This is a genomic window from Sulfitobacter sp. CW3 (assembly GCF_019392245.1).
Classification (GTDB): Bacteria; Pseudomonadota; Alphaproteobacteria; order Rhodobacterales; family Rhodobacteraceae; genus Sulfitobacter.
Genome location: NZ_JAHXRL010000384.1, coordinates 1 through 256, shown reverse-complemented (window position 1 = coordinate 256; position 256 = coordinate 1). Strand labels below are relative to the sequence as shown.

General features: G+C 65.6%; 1 pseudogene. It reads left to right on the top strand.

Annotated elements, in window-relative coordinates:
• A pseudogene (locus tag KZZ06_RS21505) lies at positions 1 to 256 on the top strand (NADH-quinone oxidoreductase subunit F); the annotation flags it as partial.

The following is a 256-nucleotide window of genomic DNA, read 5'->3' as shown; positions in this document are numbered from 1 at the left end:
CCTGCAAGGACCGGGAGATCATGCGGCACGATCCGCATCTCCTGATCGAGGGCTGCATGCTGGCCTGCTTCGCGATGAACGCGCATGCCTGCTACATCTACATCCGCGGCGAGTACGTCGCCGAGAAGCACGCGCTCCAGAAGGCCGTGGACGAGGCCTACGCGGCCCGGCTCGTCGGCCAGTCGAACGTGCACGACTACCCGTTCGACATCTACGTCCACCACGGCGCGGGCGCCTATATCTGCGGCGAGGAGAC